The organism is Arthrobacter sp. Leaf141, assembly GCF_001424565.1.
In the GTDB taxonomy this organism is placed as follows: Bacteria; Actinomycetota; Actinomycetes; order Actinomycetales; family Micrococcaceae; genus Arthrobacter.
This window is the reverse complement of record NZ_LMOL01000001.1, coordinates 26,495-42,575: the sequence shown is the minus strand read 5'-3', so window position 1 is coordinate 42,575 and position 16,081 is coordinate 26,495. Positions and strand designations below refer to the sequence as shown.

Below are 16,081 nucleotides of genomic sequence, written 5' to 3'. Positions count from 1 at the left end.
TGTGTAAATTCACGTGACACCGTATGAATCTTGCGTGTTACCTATGTCATATTTAGCTCTCAGTCTGTAGTGTGAGTTCGGCCAGCCTCGGGAAAAGGCCGACAAAATCTGTCACATCGTCAGGCTGGCTTCGTGTGCCCGGCACCGCCGGGAGCGTTCCTTTAGGAAAGGTTCAAACCACCCGTGAAATCAGCAGGCAAGAGCTTCCTTCGAAGCCCAGGGGTCCGGAGGGCGGCGGCGCTCTCCATCGGCATTCCATTACTCCTCACATCAGTAGCCGTCATGCCGGCCACCGCGGCCCCCGGCGCGGGACAGGTCCCGTCCGTCCAGCAGAAAAACGTTGACCCGAAGGACTACCAGGCGGGCCGGTACATCGTAGTGCTGGCCGAAAAGCCGGCGGCCACCTACGATGGCGGCACCGACGGGCTCAGCGCAACCAAGCCCCAGACCGGCAAAAAGCTGGACGCTTCCAAGCCCGAGGTCCAGCGGTACCAGCAGCACCTGGAAACCCGGCAGAAGGAAGTGGCCAAGGACGAAAGCGTCCAGATCAAGCGCACGTTCACCGCGGCCATCAACGGGTTCACCGCCGACCTGTCCGCGGATCAGGCGCTGAACCTGGCCAAGGACCCCAAAGTCCTGATGGTGGCACCGGACACCGAAAACGCCCCTGACTACTCCACCACCGACTTCCTCCAGCTGTCCGGTCCGCAGGGCATCTGGAACACGTCATTCGGCGGTACGGACAACGCCGGCAAGGGCGTGGTGGTCGGTGTCATCGACTCCGGCTACACGCCCTCCAACCCCTTCTTCGCGGGCGCCGACGTCAAGCCGCTCGAGGGCGCACCCGTCGTCGGGGTTCCCTACCGCAACGGCGAGGGCAACATCGCCATGCTGAAGTCCGACGGCGACACGTTCGTTGGCGAGTGCCAAAAGGGTGAGGGCACCGGCGCTGACTTTGACGGCAGCGCCTGCAACTCCAAGGTCCTGAGCGCCCGCTACTTCGCTGACGACTTCAAGGCCTACGTCCCGGTCGAGGACCGAGCACCTGAAGAAGTCCTGTCGCCCGTTGACGTGGGAAGCCACGGCACCCACACCGCCAGCACTGCGGCCGGCAACGCCAATGTCCGGGCCAACCTGGGAGCCCGCGACATGGGCATCACCGGCGGCGTGGCCCCTGCCGCCAAGCTGTCCATCTACAAGGTCTGCTGGGAAGACACGGATCCCAACACGGGCGGCTGCTACAGCTCCGCTTCCGTGGCCGCCATCAACCAGGCGATCCTGGACGGCGTGGATGTATTGAACTACTCCATCTCCGGCAGCACCTCCACAACCACCGACCCGGTGGCGCTGGCGTTCCTCTCGGCAGCCTCGGCCGGCGTGTTCGTCTCTGCCTCCGCAGGCAACTCCGGCCCCACGGCCAGCACCGTGAACCACGGTGCTCCGTGGCTCACCACAGTCGCCGCAAGCTCCTTCTCCACTGAGCTGCAGGGAACCGTCGAATTCGCCGACGGCACCAAGTTCCGCGGCGCCAGCCTGATGGCCAACAACGTCCCGGCCAGCCGGCTGGTCCTGGCCGCCAACGCTGCTGCCGCAGGCGCAGCCAGCCCGGAACTGTGCGGACCCAACACCCTGGACCCCGCCAAAGCGACGGGCCGGATTGTGGTCTGCGACCGCGGGGTAGTGGACCGCGTCGCCAAGAGCTCCGAGGTCAAGCGTGCGGGTGGTGTGGGCATGATCCTGGTCAACGTCACTACATCCTCCGAGGACGTGGACCAGCACGCAGTACCCACCGTGCACGTGAACCCGCCGGCAACCCAGCAGATCAAGGACAAGCTGGCGGCCAATCCGGAGATCACGGCGGCCCTGGTTAATAAGGACACCACCGGACTGCCGCAGGCACCCCAGCCGCAGATCGCCGGGTTCTCCTCACGCGGACCGCTGCTGGCCACCGGTTCGGATCTGCTCAAGCCTGACGTTGCCGCTCCCGGCGTCGCTGTCCTGGCTGGCGTTTCACCCATCGCCGAAGGCGGCGCCCAGTTTGGCATGATGTCCGGCACCTCAATGGCCGCCCCGCATGTGGCCGGTTTCGGTGCCTTGGTCCTGGCCAAGAACCCCACCTGGTCACCGGCCACCGTGAAGTCGGCAATGATGACCACGGCCGCTGACGTCAAGAACGCGGACGGCAGCAAAAACACTGACGTCTTCGCCACCGGCGCCGGCCAGGTCTCCGTGGCCAAGGTCCTCGATCCGGGCCTGGTGTACGACGCCAACGAAAACGACTACCTCAAGTTCATCCAGGGCACAGGCCTCGACCTGGGCATCCCGGACCTGGGGAGCACCGCTCCGCGGGACATGAACGTGGCATCCTTCGCCCTCGGCGCACTGACCGGCAAAACCGAAGTGACCCGGACCGTCACCGCCCTGACCCCGGGCCTCTACCGGGCGCAAGCCAATGTGCCGGGCGTCAAGGTGACCGTCACGCCGTCGATCCTGAACTTCAGCGCCGCCGGCGAAAAGCGGACGTTCAAGGTCAAGTTCGAAAACACCTCAGCACCCACCGGCCAGTTCGCCATGGGCAGCCTGGTGTGGCAGGGCGCCGGCAAGAACGTCGCATCCCCGGTGGCCGTCCGGCCGCAGTCGGCAGTGGCCCCGGCCAACGCCGCCTTCAGCTCGGTGGGTGGCAACGGACAGGGGAAGATCCCCGTGGTGTCCGGCACCAACGCGCCGATCAGCATGACCGTGGATGGGCTGTCCAAGGCGGACTCCACCGCCATTGAACTGGTCCCCGGCCCGCTGGCCCTGGCCAACAACCCGGCCAACGCCGTGAAGCAGGTTACTGTGGCTGCAGGGTCTCCGCTGGCCAAGTTCTCCGTATTCTCATCGGACGAGACCGCTGACTTCGACCTGCTGGTCTTCGCCCCGGACGGACGGCAGCTTGCCGCCCAGACGGTGTCCGCCAGCGAGTCCGTGTCCGTCGTCAACCCGCCGGCAGGTGTCTACACCATGTTCGCCAATCTCTATGCAAGCCCCAACGGGCAGCCCACCAAGGCTTCCCTGGACGCTGCGGTGCTGGGCGCCAACGTGGGTAACGCAACGGTGAGCCCCAACCCGCTCCGGCTGGCCAACGGTTCCGCCGGTGAGGTGACGCTGGACTGGAAGAACCTGGCACCGGGTTCCTACATCGGCCGCGTGAACTACTCCGGCGGCGCCCAACCCACCTTCGTTTCCGTGGTGGTTACCCCGGGTGCGCCGGTTGTCGTCCCTGACGACGAGCAGACGGACCCGTCCAAGAAGGACAAAAAGGACAAGGTCAAAAAGGAGAAGAAGAAGCAGGAGCTGCCGGAGAACTCCGGCAACGCAGACCTGGGGGTGTAGGCGGCACTGACCGCTGAAATTCCCCAGCTTCGCCAGTGAACACCAACGGCGCGCCGCATTTTCCAAGCGGTGCGCCGTTGCTGTTCCCTCGAAGGCGGGGAGATTCGGCGGAGGTTAGGTGGCGGTTCCGCCCAGCAGGGGCGCCAGGGCCCGCCACCGCGCAATTTCGCAGCCGTCCGTCAGGGAGAGCTCGGTGTGGACCTGCCGGCCCCCGAACGTGCCGGTGATAACGGCCCGCTGTGGGCCGCCGTACTGCTGGGTGCAGATCCTGGGCGGTCCCGGCTTGGGAAAGAAAATACCTTCGCCGTACCGGAGCACCGCCGCGAGGGCTGCCTGCGGATCCGGGACGGTGGAGCCGTCGGCCAGCACTCCCTCGCTGGCCACCAGAGAGAAGTCATGGTGCGGGCCGTCAGGGGTGTCACTGAGGCGGATGGCCAAACGAAGCTCAAGCGGTGCGGGCATGGTCAACGTCCCTTTCCTCGACGGCCGTTGCCGTGTGGAGGGCGGCAGTCAGCCTGCTGCGGAGGACAGCTGCCTCCTGGGCAAAAGCGCGCTGCCGGGCCACGTAGTCCGCCTTGCCGTCAGGTGTTTCGATCCGGATGGGCGGGTAGCCCCACTCGGCCAGATCGTATGGGGAAGCCTTCATGTCCATGGCCCGCACCCGCCAGGACAGCTCAAAGCAGTCCATGACCAGCTCGCTGGGCAACGCCGGCGTCAGCTTGTACGCCCATTTGTAGAGGTCCATGTTGGCGTGCAAGCAGCCGGGCTGTTCCAGCTGCCGCTGGTTTTCCCGGGTCGGTTCGAGCTCGTTGAGCGGCGTGGCATCAGGGGTGTAGAACCGGAACGCGTCAAAGTGCGTGCAGCGGATCCGGTTGTCCTCCACCACCTTGTCCGTACCCTCGGAGCCGAGCCGGAGCTGCAGGTATTCGTGGCGCAGGTCAAACCTGTCCTGGTGGTACACCATCGCCCATTCATGCAGGCCGAAGCAGCCGAACTGGGCGGGCCGGGCAGCGGTGCCCCGCAGGATGACGTCCGCGAACACCACAGCGTCCCTGCGGTCGGCCAGGAAGGCGGCCCGGTCCATGGTGACAGCGCTGGTTCCGGCGGCAAGCCCCAGCCCGGCGAGTTCGCCGTTGTCAAGCGTCCGGTAATGCTTCCAGCTGCTGCGGGCAGCAGCCGGTGGGCCGAGCAGCACGGTGCCCGCGCCGGGATGCCAGCGGCGCAGCTGGCCCGGCTTCTGGGTGTAATAAGTGAAAAGGAAGTCCTCCACGGGATGCTTCCGGCCCGCGGACCGGCGGGCAAGGTAGGGATCGGCGTAGCGGCTGACGCGGTCCTGGTGGGCGCGCTCCAGCGCCTGCCATTGGTCCGGCGCCAGGACGCTAAACTGCTCCACCGGCTGGACCCAGGATGCTGCGGGCGGCGTTCCAGGCGCCAATGGCGCAGCCGTCGTTGCGGCTGAAAGCGGTGTCAACGGGCACGCCGTCCACCACCCCGGTCACGGTGGCCTTCTGGGGGCCGCCATACTCTTGGGTGCAGCCCACCGCGGCCGTGGGTTTCGGCGGACTGAGCAGCGCCGCGTTGGCCTTCAACGCGGCGCAGGCGGCCTGGGCAGTGGGATGGCTGCTCTCGGCGGCCGGAACTCCCGCCCGGCACACCAGGGTGTAGTTCACGGGTTCCTGGCCCACGTCAGGAACCACGGAAATGGCAAGTTCCGCGTCGCCCTGCCCTGGGCCGGCCGACGGCGGCGGGCTGGCTTCCGGCGAGGGTGCAGGTACTGTGCTCCCGGGATCAGGCAGCGGGTCAGGGTCTGCTGAGGCTGAGGCTGAGGCTGAGGCTGAGGCTGAGGCTGAGGCGGCAGGAGCTGACGATGGGGCGACCGTGCCAGGAGCGCCGGAGCAGGACGCCAGCAGGCCCGCCGCCAGCACAAAGAGTGCCAGGTGCCACCGCGCGCTACGCATCTGCAGGTACTTCCGTCATTGTTCAATTCTAGCGGTGCGCGCCTCCGGCGAACCGGCCGTGGCGGCGATGAGGCCCATCATGGACGCGTGCAGGCCGGCCACCTCGCTGCGGGTCAGGCCCAGCCTGTCCATCATGGTGCCCGGGACCTTGAGCGCTTCGGTCCGGAGGTCCGCGCCCGCGGGCGTGAGGTCGACGGCCAGGGCACGTTCATTGCCGTCGGCGCGGCGTCGGGTGATCAGTCCGGCGGCCTCAAGCCGCCGCAGGAGCGGTGAAATGGTGGCGGGTTCCTGGGCCAGGGCGTCGCTGATGTTCCTGACCGTACGCGGACTGGCCTCCCACAGGCACAGCATCACCAGGTACTGCGGGTGGGTGAGGTTCAGTTTCTCCAGCACGGGTTTATAGGCCCCCACCACACTCCGGGCGGCAACTGTCAGCGCGAAGCACAATTGCTGTTCCAGGAGCAGGTCATCCTCAGCCGGGGCGTCGGCGCGGTTGGTCATCAGACCTCCAATTGTTAGTGCACTAATTATTAGCCTACACTGGGATCAGGTAGTCGGTGGATGAAAGGAATCCAGGTCCATGGGTAAGTCCAGCCCCGAAGGCAGGGAAAACGCCTCGCAGCGGTTCATGCGGGCCACCGGAAAGCTCCGGGCCGTGTTCGGCCCGGCAAACCGTTCGTCGCTGGGCCACGCCATGACGGAGGACAACCGGAAGCTGCTGGCCGAACGCCAGGCGGAGAGCCAGCAGTGGGAAACGCTGACCCGGCCGGACGGCAGCACCTACGTGGTACCCCGGAACCCGGACGACAAATCCCTCCGGTGACAGCCTGAGGTCCCCCCCTCCCGGCGTCTTCCGGCCGGGGGAAGCCCGGTCCTTTTCGCTGGTCCAAGCGTAAAATGGGGTCACTGGCTCGCCCATGACGGCGGCCTCGAGTCCTACCCTGCAGGGAAGGGGGTGGAAACAGTGGCACACGCACTCAAGGGGTTTATGGGCCTCACCGACAGGCTCCGGTTCGTCTTCGGTCCCGCCACCAGGCTCGACGCCGATACACCGGTGGTGCACCGGCACGACGAATTCGAGCAGGCCTCGGAAGAGGACCTGTCGCATTTTGTAGTGGAATCAGATTCAACCGGACATCACTACGCCGTCCGGCGCGAGGACACCGGCGGGACCCGCTGACTGCCCGGTTGCCGGGCCGCCAACGGGTCAAAGCCGCAGCGTCAGCGTCCGGTGCCGCCGTAAACGGTGGCTTCGCTGTCGCTGTCCAGGTCGAAGGCGTTGTGGATGACGCGCACGGCCTCATCCAGCAGGTCCGCGTGGGTCACCACGGAGATGCGGATCTCCGACGTTGAGATCATGTTGATGTTGATCCCGGCGTCGGAGAGCGCCTTGAAGAACGTCGCTGAAACGCCGGGGTGTGAGCGCATGCCGGCGCCGATCAGGGACAGCTTGCCGATCTGCTCGTTGTACTCGATGGTCTCGAAGCCGATCTGGTCGTGCGCCGCATGCAGCGCAGCCAGCGCGTCGGCGCCTTCCACGATGGGCAGCGTGAAGGAGATGTCCGTCCGGCCGGTGCCGTGGGTGGACACGTTCTGCACAATCATGTCGATGTTCGAGTGTGCGTCGGCGATGACCTGGAAGATCGCTGCGGCCTTGCCGGGAATGTCCGGGACGCCAACAACGGTGACCTTGGCTTCGGAACGGTCATGTGCAACGCCGGAGATGATTGGCTGCTCCAAGGCAACTCCCTCTTGAGTGGTGATCTTGTCTTCGGCGCTGGGAATGACCCAGGTGCCTTCGTGCTGGCTGAATGAGGATCGGACGTGCAGCGGAACGCCGAACCGGCGTGCGTACTCAACACACCGCAGATGCAGGATCTTGGCGCCTGACGCTGCCAGTTCCAGCATCTCCTCGCTGGAGATGGTGTCGATTTTCTGGGCGGAGGGAACCACGCGGGGATCGGCGGTGTAGATGCCGTCGACGTCGGTGTAGATCTCGCAGACATCGGCTTCCAGTGCTGCGGCCAAGGCCACAGCCGTGGTGTCGGAGCCGCCGCGGCCCAGGGTGGTGATTTCGTTGGTGGTGCGGCTCATGCCCTGGAAACCGGCGACGATGGCGATGTTGCCCTTGTCCAGGGCGGTCCGGATGCGGTGCGGATCGACGTCGATGATCCGGGCCTTGCCGTGGATGCCGTCGGTGATCATGCCCGCCTGCGAACCGGTGAACGACTGGGCAGAGGCGCCGAGTTTGTTGATGGCCATGGCCAGCAGCGCCATGGAGATCCGTTCGCCGGCAGAAAGGAGCATGTCCATTTCGCGGGCGGGAGCGGAATCGGTGACCTGTGAGGCGAGGTCCAGGAGCTCGTCAGTGGTGTCGCCCATCGCGGAGACCACCACCACAACCTCGTTGCCGGCGGCCTGGGCGTCCACCACGCGTTTGGCCACGCGCTTCACGCCGGCTGCGTCGGAGACTGAAGAGCCACCGAATTTCTGCACGATGAGCTGTTTGGTCACCGCACGGCCGGTGGGCAGCACTTGCTGCTCGGTTGCGTTGTGCACTTCGGTAGTGGGCGTACTCATGCGCATACCTTCACTGGATCAGTTGGAATTCTGGAGGCCTGGCAGCCTGACGCCGGCATGGCGCGACTTCCTCCGACAGTTTATCGCCGCCCGCAACGCGGCGGACAATTGTGACCGCATCCCGGCCATCGGGCCTTTCCGCGGTCACGGAAGTGCCGGATTCCGGCCCGGGCGCGAGGGCATTCCGGCGACGCAGTGCGGGGCTAGAATCGGAGCCATGCCTACGACATCCAGCATGGGACGGGGGATCATGGCCGTCCTGGCGGTCGGTGCCCGCGCCGCCAAGGGCTTTCCCGGCGGAACGGTCGCCGGCATAGCCGCGGATCTGGGCAAGGATCGAAGCCAGGTCTCCCGGAGCCTGCGCGGTGCGCAGCAGGAAGGCTTCCTGGAGCGCCGGGATCAACGGTCCTACGCCTTGGACTGGTCGCTTTTCACCGACGCCCAACTGCTGACTGAACAGCGGCTGCAGACGGACGGTGCCATCGCCTTGGAAGGCCTGGCCCGGGAGACGGATGAAGGATGTTTCCTGGGAGTGCTGCATGGGGACAGCACCGTGACCATCGGCGAAAATGTTCCGGCAAGCAGCAACATGGTGGGCTCCTGGCTGGGCCGGCCGTACCCCGCCTACTGCAGCGACGCGGGCCAGGCTTTGCTGTGGGAAGCCTCGGATACCGAGGTCCGGACCGTGCTCGCCGCAGCCGACTTCGTTCGGCACGGCCCCAGCACACCCGTGGACGCCGAGGATTTCCTCAGCCGGCTGCGGGAAGCACGGGCCCGGGGGTACGCCGTGGTCGACGAAGAAGCCGAGCCAGGCCTCTATTCCCTGGCTGTTCCGATCCGGGATTTCAAGGGCGAGGTGGTGGCTGCGCTGCAGATCGTGGGGTCCAAAACACGGCTTGAGCCGCGGCGGGAGGCCTGCGCGGCGGCTCTGATTTCGTGGGGAAAGTGGCTTGAGTCTGCGCTTGGCCATGTGATGCCGGAGCAGGCCGAAGCACAATGATAAGCGCCGGGGGATGACCCGTGAGCTGGTGGATGCCCGCGCGCGCCGGGCAAGGAACGCGGTTCAGCCAGACGCCGGGCCGGCGCCGTCCAGGGTAGGGCTGGCACCGGATCCCAGCCGTTCGGCGGCCACCAGCAGGGCGCCGGCGAGGCGGCTGGTGCTGTCGTGGAGCGCGGGACCGCTGCCGAGGACGCTGAGCGAGGCAAGGATGATGCCCTCAGGATTCCGGACGGGAACTGCCAGTTCATGGATGCCGTGCTCGAATTCTTCGGCAGCCGTGACGAAGCCGCGGGGCCTGTCACGTTCCATCAGTCCCCAGACTTCGACCGGCGAATGCGCCGCACCCGGACCGCCGATGCCGATGAAGTTCACCCCGCGGAGCAGGTCCTCAACCGCTGCCTGTCCGTGGTCCCAGAGCAGTGCCCGGCCCGCTCCGGTACACCAGACGGGTGTCACCATGCCCGGCTTCACAAAGCTTCCGGGCAGCGCATCGTTGCTGGACGTCCGCAGCAGAACCACGCGGTAGCCATCACGCACGGAAATTCTGAACCTGAACCCGGACATGGCCACGAGGGCCTCCAGCTCGGTCCGGGCTCCGCGAATCCAACCGGTGTTGAGCGAGGCTGCCAGCGTGAAGAACCGCGGCCCCGTCCGGAATGGTCCTCTCTCTACGCGTTCCAGCAGCCCCAGTTCACATAGTTCCTGGGCCAGCCGGGAGACGCGGCTTGGCTCCATGTGAAGCTCCGCGGCGAGCTGGGAAACGCCCAGCAGCCGCCTGCCCCGTTTTTCCCGATCCGCCACCATGCGGACGATCCGAAGGCCTTGGGCCATGGACGAAGATTCCGAAGGTACTTCCACTGCCGGTGCTCCTTCCATCCGCTGGCCACGCCCATTCTCACATGCCGCCAGGGCGCGCCAGGACCCGCTGTGGTCCGCCCGGCCGGTATGGCATCTGCCGGTACTGGACACGGACACCACAGCGGATCACGATTGGAACAGCCAGTGGGACGGCCATCTAAAAAGTGGGTTGGGCCTGTCCGACCGGGAGGGAGGGGTACCATGACTGACGGTGACAACCCGGCTGCCAGTGAGCCCCGGTACGAGCCGATCGGGGATGGCAGTCCCGGCGTTGGTGACGCTGACGACGTCAGCGGCGGGCCGCCGTCGCCCGCGGCACCCCATATCTGGTTCCTCCTGCGTCGTGGTTTCGCTGCCGGACTCAAGGGCACCCGTTCGCGCTGGTTTTGGGGGTGGAGCGCGGCCGTCCTCGCCGTGTGCTGCTGCGCGGGCGCCTTGCTGGTGAGCGCCGCAGTTGCCATCGGTGGCCTGCCACCGGATTCCCACGGCTGGACCTACATCCTGACCGCCGCAGCCCTGGTGGTGGCGTGCTGCGTGCTGGCCATCAGGTGGGGTGCGGTTCCGGTGCTACCCGGGCCGCCCGACGGCCGGGCCGATGGTCCGTGGCGGGGCTGGGCCCAGGCAACGGTCAAAGGAACGGTGTTTGCTGCAGCCGCCGGGCTGCTCCTTACAGTGTTTGCGGCCTTGACGGACTCCGGCCCTGCCGTCGCCGCAGTTTCGTTTGGACTGATGGTGGTGGAAGCAGTGGTTTTCGCCGGTATTGGTGCCGGCGCCGCGTGCTGGTTCGAGGACTGGCGGGGCCGGGCCTTAGCCTGGGGGATGGCGGGACTGCTCCTGGTCGGAAACGTCGGAGCGGTTGTGGCGTTGTTGCCCACGGTCCGGGCGGAGGAATTGGTCCTGGTGACCATCAATATCCAGCGGGATGAGCTGGGGCGGGTCACATCGTACAGCTGCTCTTCCGAGGTAAGCGGCACCAGCGTGGTTGACCATACGGAACGGATAATGTGGCTGGCCACAAGCCACCCGGTGGTGCTCCTGGCACTGCTGGCAGGGGAAACCGATCCTCGCGTGGATGCCATCAACTGGGTGCCGGGGGAGTTGCAGGCCGCCGCGGAGGGCACGCAGGTTCCGTGCGTGGCGGGGAACGACGGCGAGGAGGCCGGTAGCGGGGTGCCCCTGGCTCCGGTGGGGTTTGGGACGCAGTTGGCCGCCGCAGGTGTCGTGCTGGCGGCCGGCCAGCGGGCGGCGGGACGCAGCCGGAAGCTTCCGGTCTGAGGAATCGGCTCAGTCCTGTGCTTCGCCAACCAGGTGTTGCTACGTCAGGGCGTTCCGGCGGCCCTCGAAGGCGCGTCCCAGCGTGACCTCATCGGCGTACTCCAGGTCGCCGCCCACCGGCAGGCCAGATGCCAGCCGCGTTACGGCGATACCGATGGTTTTCAGCATCCTGGCAAGGTAGGTGGCGGTGGCCTCGCCTTCCAGATTGGGGTCCGTGGCGATGATGACTTCCTGGATGGCGCCATCGTTGAGCCGGGTCAGCAGTTCCCGGATCCGCAGCTGTTCCGGGCCTACGCCGGCGATGGGGTTGATGGCCCCGCCCAGGACGTGGTACCGGCCCCGGAAGGAACGCGTGCGCTCCACGGCGAGGACGTCCTTGGATTCCTCAACCACGCAGATCATCGCGGGGTCCCGGCGGGGGTCCCTGCAGATGTTGCAAAGTTCCTGCTCCGTGACGTTGCCGCACACTGTGCAGAACTTGACCCGTTCCTTCACCGTTGTGATCGCCTCCACCAGCCGTTTCATGTCCTGCGGGTCGGCTTCAAGGATGTGGAAGGCCAGCCGCTGCGCGGATTTGGGGCCCACGCCGGGAAGGCGTCCGAGCTCATCGATCAGCTCCTGGACAGCACCTTCGTACACGATTTCCTCTTAACTTGGTGTGGATTGTGGTCAGCCGGCCCGCGGCGAAACCGTACGGGGTCAGTATCTTGGTGCGATGGGGCTGCCATCGGCTGAGCGCTCTTCAATGAGTTTGCCGCCCAGGATGCGTTCCACTGCGGCCCGGCCAAATACCCCGGACTCTTCGATGGTCTCATCATCTGCGCTGGGGACATCCTGGACGTAGGTGGCGGTGGCCACTGCGCGTGCCGGCGCCTTGGCCCGGCCGGCCTCGGCTTCCGGACTGTTGGACAGCCGCTGGTAGAGGCTTTGCCGGGTTTCGACGGCGGCCGGTGACTGGGCCTGGGCCGCAGTTGCAGCTGCAGTCGAAGTCGGGGCCGCAGCTGCCGCGGCCATTGCGTAGGCGGGTTCGCGCCGCTCGGACACGGCTGGAGCGGCGGCAGCGGACGGCGCGGCAGGAGGTATGGGTGCAGGCTCTGCCTCCGGAGCGGACGCAGACGCACGCGCCGAAGCGCTCGCCGGTTCAGTGGCCGGCGCAGGCGCCGGCGCCTGACCCGGCGCCGGGTCAGAGCCCGTGACAGCGCCCCATTCCGGCCCTGATGATGTTCCCGGCAGGCCAGCTGGAATTGAGGGTGGAACAGAAGCGGTTGCAGGCTCGTAGTGCGGCTGCGGGTCCGAGGTGCCCGATGCCGAAGTACCCGGTGCCGAAGTGCCCGGTGCCGAAGTACCCGGTGCCGAAGCGCCGGATTCCGAAGTACCCGATCCCGGACTTCCCGGTTCGGAGGTTTCCGCGGTGGCGCCCACGTTACTGGTGTCGCCCACCACCCAGACTCCGGGGGCCTGCTCCACGGCGCGGGCCCAGGGGTCGCGGGCCAAGGGGTCTGTCCCGCTGTCAGCCTGGGCGGACTGCTGTGCCGAAGATTTGTTCTGTGAGCGATCCGGAGCATCCGCGATCGGTGCCCTGCCGCGACCGGTACCTGAGCCGGAGCTGGCGGCAGCAGCGGACGCCGGGGGCGTGGACTGGCGCGGCGGCGCCCAGTCCATGGGCGGCTCCTCCTCCAGCGGGGGAGCGTCCTCATCCCGGGGCGGTCCCCAGTCGTCGTCGGAGTACGAATAGTCGCCTGCCACGCCGTGGGTGTCCTGTTGCACCGGCTGAGGCGATTCCGGAACAGGGGTCGCTGCAGCCGCGGTGCGTCCGGTTGGCAGCTCCTGAGCGGCCGCCGCTGTCCCGGCAGGACCTTCCGGGGCAGCAGTTGCCGTGGCAGCAGTGGCCCCAGTCGTTACCGTAGGATCCGCAGGTGTCGGCTGATTGGTGGAAGCGGTGTCATTGTGGCGTGAAAGATCCTGGCTGGTGACTGGCCAGCCTGACAGGCCGTTCGCTGAACCTGCGCTGCCTCCCGCCGCGGGTGAATCTGCCGGCGCGGCAGGTCCCGTTGCTGCCGCGCCGGTAGGCCCGGTGTGGTCAGCTGCAGTTGCAGGTGCCTGGTCAGGTCCCGCTGTGGCCGGCTCCTCCACAGGGGCAGCCGCAGACGTAGATACAGGCGCAGCCGCCGACACCTCCGCTGCAGTTGGAGCGGGTTCCGCGCCCGGTGCGGGCGCAGGTGCCAGGCCCCAGGCGACGTCAGCCGAGCTGGCGGCCGCCGGGGTACTGGGGGTGGCCGGGGGCGTTGCCTTGGCCGGTGCTTTTGGGTTTGGGTCAGAGCTCGACTGTCCGCCGCCGGCAACAGCGGTGATCTGGCAGTCGATGCCCAAGGTCTTGTGAATGGCCTGGCGCAGGTTTTCCGCGTGGTCCGCACGCCCGAAGGCGCCGGCCAGTCCCTGCGTGGAGAACGAGAGCGTCAGGATGGTGCCATCGAAGGCGCTGACCTGTGCGTTGGGTTCGACCAGCGCCCACGTGCTGCGCTTGATCTTCGACAGTGCCTGAAGCACTTCGGGCCAGGCCCGGCGCAGCACTTCGACGTCGCCCAATCCGGAGGGCGCACTGCGGGACACGGTGGGCGCCGAATCCCCGCTGCCGGTGCCGCCGCTGCCAGCCGCCACGCTGGCGTCGCGGGTACTGCCTGCGCTGGTGCCACTGGTGGACGGGGATGCGGGGGATGCCTCGGTGGCCTGGGGCCGGCGGCCAGCTGTGTCCTCGACGGGCCAGTCGGCGGTGCTGACCCTGGGTGGTGTCAGCGGCTGCCGGGTTGCACCTTCAGCCTCATCCGGGTTGGCGGACGAAGGTTCCGGGGCGGCCGTCCCGGCGCTGGTGTCCGGGGCTGCCGGCTGCCCAGTTTGGGCTGCGGACTGCCCAGTCTGGGCCGACGGCGCGGTTGCTGCCGGCGGCGTGGCCCGCGGGGTGGAGTTGGCGGACGGGCCTGCCAGGGAGGTGGAAGACGGGGCCGGACCCGGAGTCGCGGGCGGAGCCGTGGCGGCTGCAGCCCTGGGCGCTGCCGCTGCCGGGGCAGAGCCGCTCGGGCCCGCGGCAGGGGCAGTTGCGGTGCCGTCCGGACCCGCGGTGGCGGCAGCCCCGACGTCGTTCCCGGCGTAATTGATGCGGCGTTCCACCCTGTCGATCCGCGCGGCCATGCCGCGTTCGTTCTGTTCGGAACTGGGCAAAAGGATCCGGGCGCACAGCAGTTCGAGGTGCAGGCGCGGGGACGTGGCCCCGGTCATTTCGGTCAGGGCGGTGTTGGTGACGTCAGCCGCGCGGGACAGTTCAGCTGCACCCAGGTTGTGGGCCTGGTTCTGCAGCCGGGCAATCTGGTCCGCAGGCATTCCCCGAAGAATGGTCTGCGCACTTTCGGGCATGGCCTGGACAATGATGAGGTCGCGGAAGCGCTCCAGCAGGTCCTCAACGAAACGGCGGGGGTCGTGCCCGGTCTGGATGACCCGGTCCACTGCGCGGAAGACGGTAGCTGAGTCAGATGCCGCCACCGCTTCCACAACGTCGTCAAGCAGCGATGCGTGGGTGTAACCCAGCAAGGCAACAGCCAGTTCGTAGTCCAGGCCGTTGGGGCCGGCTCCGGCCATTAGCTGGTCCAGGACGGACAGCGAGTCCCTGACGGAGCCGCCACCGGCCCTGATCACCAGGGAGAGGACGCCGGGGGCCACGGGCACGTTCTCCTGGTTGCAGAGCAGTTCAAGGTAGGCCATCAGCGGTTCTGGCGGAACCAGGCGGAACGGATAGTGGTGGGTCCGTGACCGGATGGTGCCGATCACCTTGTCCGGTTCCGTGGTGGCGAAGATGAACTTGATGTGTTCCGGCGGCTCTTCGACGATTTTCAGCAGCGCGTTGAAGCCGGCCGACGTGACCATGTGGGCCTCGTCAATGATGAAAATCTTGTAGCGGTCGCGGACCGGGGCGTAGGTGGCCCGCTCGCGAAGATCGCGCGCATCGTCAACGCCACCATGGCTCGCCGCATCGATTTCGATGACATCAAGCGATCCGGAGCCGCCCCGGGCCAGTTCGACGCAGCTGGGGCAGGTGCCACAGGGGGTGTCCGTGGGGCCTTTGGCGCAGTTGAGGCAGCGGGCCAGGATGCGCGCAGAGGTGGTCTTGCCGCAGCCGCGGGGGCCGGAGAAAAGATAGGCGTGATTGACGCGGTTCTTACGCAGGGCCGTCATGAGCGGCTCCGTGACGTGTTCCTGCCCGATAACGTCTGCAAAGGAATCCGGACGGTATCTGCGGTAGAGGGCGGTAGTAACTGTCACAGAGAAAACCCTACCAATCCGGGCCGACAACCTGCCGCCCTGTGGGGGAAAAGTAAAGACCCCCCATGCACCCGCCAGAGCCCATTTACCCTTGCTACCTTCCGGTCCTGGGGGAGTTCAACAGGATGACGCCACATGAGGGGCCGCCAGTTACTTTACCCGAACATCCGGCGTGACTCGAATCGGCGGGCGCGGGCCCCGGTGGCGGCTGCTGAGTCCGGCCAATCAGCGAATTTGATTGCTTATCCCCCCGCCACCCCCGATCATGGGTATGTACACCGATTGGGGCAATCTCAAGGTTGTGAGCTGCGGGGCCTGGGAGAACGGGGCCGGACCCGGCAGCTCAACGGTGGCACACGGGAATGGGCGCATTGGGGGCGTCCATTTCGGTTTTAAGCGCCGGCCCTCCGGACACTGCCAGGCCCCGTACGCAAACCGGAAAAGGCGCCAATTGGGCGATGGGGAAAGGTTCAGGTAATCTAGTATCTGCTTTTGATTCAGAAGCAGTTGGAGAATTCGCCTAGCGGCCTATGGCGCACGCCTGGAACGCGTGTTGGGTTAACGCCCTCGGGGGTTCAAATCCCCCATTCTCCGCCGAACGGAAATCCGGTCCCATCATGATGGGGCCGGATTTCCTGGTTTAACCGCCCCGCGGCTTACGAGGCCTATGCGGCTTGGCCGCTCAGGCCTTCCCGCGTATGACAAGACCTGCCGATAGCCGTGC

The 16,081-nt window shown here is 66.8% G+C and carries 13 protein-coding genes, 1 tRNA gene and 1 other RNA gene; 6 read left to right on the top strand and 9 right to left on the bottom strand.

The window, feature by feature from the left end; all coding sequences use genetic code 11:
- Positions 1-183 precede the first annotated feature (183 nt).
- The gene (locus ASF72_RS00195) at positions 184-3,375 is read left to right on the top strand and encodes a S8 family serine peptidase (RefSeq protein ID WP_442854140.1); all 3,192 of its coding nucleotides are present in this window, start codon (positions 184-186) and stop codon (positions 3,373-3,375) included.
- A 114-nt stretch (positions 3,376-3,489) separates the two neighbouring features.
- Here the strand turns inward: ASF72_RS00195 and ASF72_RS00190 are convergent, their stop codons facing one another.
- Genes ASF72_RS00190 through ASF72_RS00175 form a run of 4 tightly spaced genes read right to left on the bottom strand, consistent with a single transcriptional unit; the run spans position 3,490 to position 5,834 of the window.
- Positions 3,490-3,837, bottom strand: coding sequence for a hypothetical protein (locus ASF72_RS00190; protein ID WP_050686711.1), 348 nt, complete (start codon positions 3,835-3,837; stop codon positions 3,490-3,492).
- Positions 3,821-4,768 (bottom strand): hypothetical protein, encoded by a 948-nt coding sequence (locus ASF72_RS00185; protein ID WP_056595460.1) that lies wholly within the window; start codon positions 4,766-4,768, stop codon positions 3,821-3,823. The genes ASF72_RS00190 and ASF72_RS00185 overlap by 17 nt, the downstream gene beginning before the upstream one ends.
- Positions 4,755-5,333 carry an SSI family serine proteinase inhibitor gene (locus tag ASF72_RS00180; protein WP_056595457.1) on the bottom strand — a complete coding sequence of 193 codons (579 nt, stop codon included), beginning with the start codon at positions 5,331-5,333 and terminating at the stop codon, positions 4,755-4,757. Before ASF72_RS00180 ends, ASF72_RS00185 begins: the two co-directional genes overlap by 14 nt.
- A gap of 15 nt (positions 5,334-5,348) precedes the next feature.
- The gene (locus ASF72_RS00175) at positions 5,349-5,834 is read right to left on the bottom strand and encodes a MarR family winged helix-turn-helix transcriptional regulator (protein ID WP_056595454.1); all 486 of its coding nucleotides are present in this window, start codon (positions 5,832-5,834) and stop codon (positions 5,349-5,351) included.
- A gap of 79 nt (positions 5,835-5,913) precedes the next feature.
- On the opposite strand from ASF72_RS00175, the gene ASF72_RS00170 reads away from it, so the two are divergent.
- Complete coding sequence (locus tag ASF72_RS00170) at positions 5,914-6,156, top strand: hypothetical protein (RefSeq protein ID WP_050686706.1); 243 nt, start codon at positions 5,914-5,916, stop codon at positions 6,154-6,156.
- A 141-nt stretch (positions 6,157-6,297) separates the two neighbouring features.
- Positions 6,298-6,513 (top strand): hypothetical protein, encoded by a 216-nt coding sequence (locus ASF72_RS00165; RefSeq protein WP_050686730.1) that lies wholly within the window; start codon positions 6,298-6,300, stop codon positions 6,511-6,513.
- 41 nt (positions 6,514-6,554) lie between these two features.
- Here the strand turns inward: ASF72_RS00165 and ASF72_RS00160 are convergent, their stop codons facing one another.
- On the bottom strand, positions 6,555-7,913 hold the full coding sequence (locus tag ASF72_RS00160) for an aspartate kinase (protein ID WP_050686704.1): 1,359 nt from the start codon (positions 7,911-7,913) through the stop codon (positions 6,555-6,557).
- Between the two features lie 217 nt (positions 7,914-8,130).
- Between ASF72_RS00160 and ASF72_RS00155 the strand changes: the two genes are divergently transcribed.
- On the top strand, positions 8,131-8,913 hold the full coding sequence (locus tag ASF72_RS00155; RefSeq protein WP_056595451.1) for an IclR family transcriptional regulator: 783 nt from the start codon (positions 8,131-8,133) through the stop codon (positions 8,911-8,913).
- Between the two features lie 63 nt (positions 8,914-8,976).
- On the opposite strand, the gene ASF72_RS00150 is transcribed toward ASF72_RS00155, so the two are convergent.
- The gene (locus ASF72_RS00150) at positions 8,977-9,744 is read right to left on the bottom strand and encodes an IclR family transcriptional regulator (RefSeq protein ID WP_442854139.1); all 768 of its coding nucleotides are present in this window, start codon (positions 9,742-9,744) and stop codon (positions 8,977-8,979) included.
- A 228-nt stretch (positions 9,745-9,972) separates the two neighbouring features.
- Between ASF72_RS00150 and ASF72_RS00145 the strand changes: the two genes are divergently transcribed.
- Positions 9,973-11,046 carry a hypothetical protein gene (locus tag ASF72_RS00145; RefSeq protein ID WP_056595446.1) on the top strand — a complete coding sequence of 358 codons (1,074 nt, stop codon included), beginning with the start codon at positions 9,973-9,975 and terminating at the stop codon, positions 11,044-11,046.
- Positions 11,047-11,085: 39 nt separating this feature from the next.
- Here the strand turns inward: ASF72_RS00145 and recR are convergent, their stop codons facing one another.
- The 3 genes from recR to ffs form a co-directional block, all read right to left on the bottom strand.
- Positions 11,086-11,685: a recombination mediator RecR gene (gene recR, locus ASF72_RS00140; RefSeq protein WP_050686699.1), complete on the bottom strand. Its 600-nt coding sequence runs from the start codon at positions 11,683-11,685 to the stop codon at positions 11,086-11,088.
- Positions 11,686-11,745: 60 nt separating this feature from the next.
- Positions 11,746-15,357, bottom strand: a complete 3,612-nt coding sequence (locus tag ASF72_RS00135) for a DNA polymerase III subunit gamma and tau (protein ID WP_082483847.1) — start codon at positions 15,355-15,357, stop codon at positions 11,746-11,748.
- Positions 15,358-15,408: 51 nt separating this feature from the next.
- Positions 15,409-15,505, bottom strand: an RNA gene (ffs, locus tag ASF72_RS19875) — signal recognition particle sRNA small type.
- Between the two features lie 361 nt (positions 15,506-15,866).
- Here ffs and ASF72_RS00130 point away from each other — a divergent pair.
- Positions 15,867-15,951: transfer RNA gene (locus tag ASF72_RS00130), tRNA-Ser, on the top strand.
- Positions 15,952-16,081: the final 130 nt, after the last annotated feature.

Coding starts and splice junctions, on each gene's coding strand:
- ASF72_RS00145 (WP_056595446.1), top strand. CDS start 9,973: ATGACTGACGGTGACAACCCGGCTGCCAGTGAGCCCCGGTACGAGCCG.
- ASF72_RS00170 (WP_050686706.1), top strand. CDS start 5,914: ATGGGTAAGTCCAGCCCCGAAGGCAGGGAAAACGCCTCGCAGCGGTTC.
- ASF72_RS00190 (WP_050686711.1), bottom strand. CDS start 3,837: ATGCCCGCACCGCTTGAGCTTCGTTTGGCCATCCGCCTCAGTGACACC.
- ASF72_RS00150 (WP_442854139.1), bottom strand. CDS start 9,744: ATGGCCCAAGGCCTTCGGATCGTCCGCATGGTGGCGGATCGGGAAAAA.
- ASF72_RS00175 (WP_056595454.1), bottom strand. CDS start 5,834: ATGACCAACCGCGCCGACGCCCCGGCTGAGGATGACCTGCTCCTGGAA.
- ASF72_RS00155 (WP_056595451.1), top strand. CDS start 8,131: ATGCCTACGACATCCAGCATGGGACGGGGGATCATGGCCGTCCTGGCG.
- ASF72_RS00160 (WP_050686704.1), bottom strand. CDS start 7,913: ATGAGTACGCCCACTACCGAAGTGCACAACGCAACCGAGCAGCAAGTG.
- ASF72_RS00180 (WP_056595457.1), bottom strand. CDS start 5,333: ATGCGTAGCGCGCGGTGGCACCTGGCACTCTTTGTGCTGGCGGCGGGC.